Below are 3,782 nucleotides of genomic sequence, written 5' to 3'. Positions count from 1 at the left end.
TTTTCTTTTATAAACAGTATTTATTTTATTGTTGTTGTACTTTTAATAGTAGTTTTAATTAACAAACGTTTGGTCACTTTGACTTATTTATTTATAATTGGTTTGTTTGGTTTATTTTTATGCCTTGTCGGATTTTACTCTTTGCATAAAGAGATTTTGTGGAATTATAATGCGTTACTTTTTAATCCTTTATTTTTAGTTTTGCCTTTCTTGAATAGAAATTGGTTTAAAAGAATAGTTGTAACTTGCTTGGTTATGATTATAATTTATATAATTGTGATGGTAACAAAACCTCATTTTTTATTGATGATTCCGTTTATTGTTGCTTCTAGTTACTTCTTAATTAGTTTATTACTAAGTTACAAGAAAGCTCAAATGATTGCTGCTTAACCCTGATGGAAATGACATCCTTTTTCTTTTTTTAGAAAAAGATATAATGAACAGTAGGAAAATGGAACACAAAAAAACCAAAAGTTTCGTTTCTAAAAAAACTATTGACCTCTATAAAAAAGAACTGTACTAAAGGTTTTTATAATAATATTAATGTCAAGAAATATACTGCGATGTTTGATGTAATATAAATCATATTGCAATTTCATTAAACTATCTTCGATAGAATCGCCATAGGCATAATTTACTTGTGCCCAACCTGTAAGTCCTGGTTTTACAACATGACGTGTTTCGTAAAAAGGCATAACTTCGGCAATTTCTGTAACAAATATTGGACGTTCTGGTCGTGGACCAATAATTGCCATATCGCCTTTTATAATATTAATAAATTGTGGAAACTCATCAAGTCGAGTTTTACGCATAAATTTACCAAAAGATGTAATTCGTGAATCGTTGATTGTTGTAAAAACTGCACCGTTTTGTTCTGCATTTTTTACCATTGTTCTGTATTTATAGATATTAAAGACTGCACCGTTTTTACCAACACGTTCTTGAGTATAGAAAAAACTTCCTCTGTTACCAATGAGGTTTCCAATTGCAATTATCGGAAAAAATAATAGTCCAATTGATAATCCTATTATAGAAAAAGTAATTTCTAATAGTCTTGACATTAATAGATATAAATGGTTTTGGTTGCTTCTACTAAACGGAAAATAACGGTAAAAATCTCTTGAAACATATTGAACAGGAATACGTTGAGTTATTTCTTCATAAACTTGTGTATATTCTCTAATGATAAAACCATTTTCTAATAGATGTATTAGTTGATTGTATAAACTAACAGTAATACCTTCGGTTTTTTGAGATGCAATTACAATTTCTGAAACAGAATTGTTTCTAACATAACTTTCTAAATCATTAGTTTTTATACTTTTTATTCCATTTAATCTTACTTTAAAATTATCTTCACCATCAGAATTTATAAAACCAATAATTTTATAATGTGGATCTGCATTTTCAAGTCCAGTTACCAATTCAATTAGTTGTTCTTTATCGCAAACTAATATTGCATTTTTTACAAATCTATGTGATGCCAAAAATTTTACATAAAATATCCTCCAAAGTAATAATGATGAGAAAATTGAAATAAAGAAAATTATTATTTGTAACCTATTAGATGGTAATTGTGGTGTGTAAATTGGTGTTAAAAGATAGATTAAAACAGTTGTAGATGTTGTTAGAATAATACTTTTTACAACTTGATATTGACTACTAGCTACTTGCAAATTATACATTTCAAAAACAGAGCCGAAAATATTTATATAAATAGCAAGAACTATTGTCCAATAAAAATTTGAAGCAGAAAATGTAAAATACTTAAACTCAAAAAGTTCACTGATAATGTATAGTGACAAAAGCACAAATATTACATCAAAAATCTTCAGAAGAATTTTTCTTTCTGAAACTTCAAAGTGAATTTTTTTATTGCTTTTCATTAACTAGTTTACGTTTTGTGATGCAAGTTAATAAAATATAGCTGATAAAAAAGTCTATTTTAATATTTCAAACCATCTGTGCTTTACTTTATCCCAATCAAACTCTTCAACAATTGCTCTTGCATTGGTTGTTAATTGGTTAACCAAAACTGGATTTTCAGTGAGTTTTTTTATAGAATTAGCCATTTCAATAGCATCATCATCATTAGTTAAAAGTGCATTTTCTTCACTTTTTAATAGATAAGGTATTCCGCCAACATTTGTAGAAACTATAGGCAAACCCAATGCCATTGCTTCTATAACGCTAATTGGTGTGTTGTCAAAATGTGTTGTATTAATAAAAATATTACAGTTTTTGGATAGTTCAATCCATTCTTCTTTTGATAATTTTCCTGTAAAGTTAACTTCTAGATTTAATTCATTTGTATACAATTTACAATCAGTAATAAGATTTTCTTTGTCGGGACCAACCATAGTTAATGATGCATTTGGATAATCGTTTTTTAATATAGATAAAACTTTTATTGCCATTTTCGGATTATAAATATTTGAAAAAGAACGTACCCAAAGTAGTTTTGGTTGGTGAATTTCTCTTTTTAAAAAATTATATTTATTTATTTCAATGGTGTTTGGAATGTAAATTAGATTTGAAGTATACTTTTTAGAAAATACATTCATCAAATAATTAGATGGAGCAGTTATTTTATAGCTATTTTTAAATATTAAATTGCATAAATATGGGTTTTTTTCTAGCCGATTTGGTAAATCTCCACCGTGTAATTTTGTAATATATTTTAGGTTTAGAATTCTACATGATTGGCTAATCAAAAAAGCATACCAAAAATTTTGAGTACTATATACATCAATTAAAACATACTCTACTTTATTACAATAAATAATTGTTTTATAAAACATATCTAACATTCTCAAAAATTTATTTTTTTTTGAAGATGCATAATACAATTTATAACCTTCAATCTCAAAAAATTTTCCAAGAGTATCTATTGAAGTTAAAGTGCTTCCATGTTTTGAAAGCTTATTTCCTATGTAAAGAAGGTTTTTACTCATCATTGAATTTTACCTTTAATAAAGCTAAAGCATAAACAAATGATGGTGAAGCTGTTCGCATTGCTGCATGGTTTATTGTTAAAAACCAAAATGCTATAAAACAAAACATATATATATGTTCTTTATTATCTAAATATAACAAAATTGGTGTGATTATCAATATTAATAAAGAAAGTATACCCAAAGAACCATGTTCTGCTAACATTCTAGTCACTTCATCATGTGAAGCAACCAATTCACCTGTTTGTTCTTTTCTTAATTCTAAACCTTTAGCAACACCTATTCCAAAAAAAGGATTATCAATAAACGATTGTATTTCATTTTCTGCAATAACTTCCCTACCAGTAAATCTACTTTCTTTCTTTCTGCCAATTGCATCTTCGTTTGAATATCGTTTACTTATTAATCCTCCTGTTTGATTTTCACTATAAATAAAAATTGCGGTTAATGTCACACTAAAAAAGCATAAAATATAAAACAATTTAAGTTTTTGATTTTTTTTTGAATTGAAATAAATAAATAAGAATAATATTATTAACATAATAAATCCAGTTATCATTCCGCCTCTGGAAAAAGTTAACAATCCTCTATAAGTCATTATTAAACCTATAAATAAATTTGTTAAGAATAAAATTTTTGTATTTGATGAAAAAAACAATCTTGAAAAAAAAATAAACATTCCTAATCCAAAAAATGTTGATACTTGATTTGGACCAAAACCTCCAGAAGTTTCAGAGTTTGAGGATGTTCCCTTTAAGACATCTTTTAACTCAGGAATGTATAATGTAACATAAACTGCACATGCAATAATTGGCAAACCTAATAATA

Annotated in this window: 3 protein-coding genes and 1 pseudogene; 1 reads left to right on the top strand and 3 read right to left on the bottom strand. The window is 26.5% G+C overall.

Annotation, left to right across the window (positions count from 1 at the left end; translation table 11 throughout):
* Positions 1 to 390 (top strand): annotated as a pseudogene (locus ACH2BO_RS04765) (hypothetical protein); the annotation flags it as partial.
* Between the two features lie 101 nt (positions 391 to 491).
* Here the strand turns inward: ACH2BO_RS04765 and ACH2BO_RS04760 are convergent.
* From ACH2BO_RS04760 to ACH2BO_RS04750, 3 genes are all read right to left on the bottom strand, one after another.
* Entirely contained in the window at positions 492 to 1,886 is a 1,395-nt protein-coding gene (locus ACH2BO_RS04760) for an exopolysaccharide biosynthesis polyprenyl glycosylphosphotransferase (protein WP_395043605.1), read from the bottom strand.
* 54 nt (positions 1,887 to 1,940) lie between these two features.
* Entirely contained in the window at positions 1,941 to 2,954 is a 1,014-nt protein-coding gene (locus tag ACH2BO_RS04755; protein WP_395043604.1) for a glycosyltransferase family 4 protein, read from the bottom strand.
* A partial coding sequence (locus ACH2BO_RS04750) for an O-antigen ligase family protein (protein ID WP_395043603.1) occupies positions 2,947 to 3,782 on the bottom strand: 836 nt, incomplete at its 5' end. The genes ACH2BO_RS04755 and ACH2BO_RS04750, both read right to left, overlap by 8 nt.

It is taken from the genome of Flavobacterium sp., from assembly GCF_043773265.1.
In the GTDB taxonomy this organism is placed as follows: Bacteria; Bacteroidota; Bacteroidia; order Flavobacteriales; family Flavobacteriaceae; genus Flavobacterium.
The sequence above is the reverse complement of the archived record's forward strand: the minus strand, read 5'-3'. Positions and strand labels throughout refer to the sequence as shown.

Excerpts from the sequence above, each read along its gene's own strand:
- ACH2BO_RS04760 (WP_395043605.1), bottom strand. The coding sequence starts at position 1,886 with ATGAAAAGCAATAAAAAAATTCACTTTGAAGTTTCAGAAAGAAAAATT.
- ACH2BO_RS04755 (WP_395043604.1), bottom strand. The coding sequence starts at position 2,954 with ATGAGTAAAAACCTTCTTTACATAGGAAATAAGCTTTCAAAACATGGA.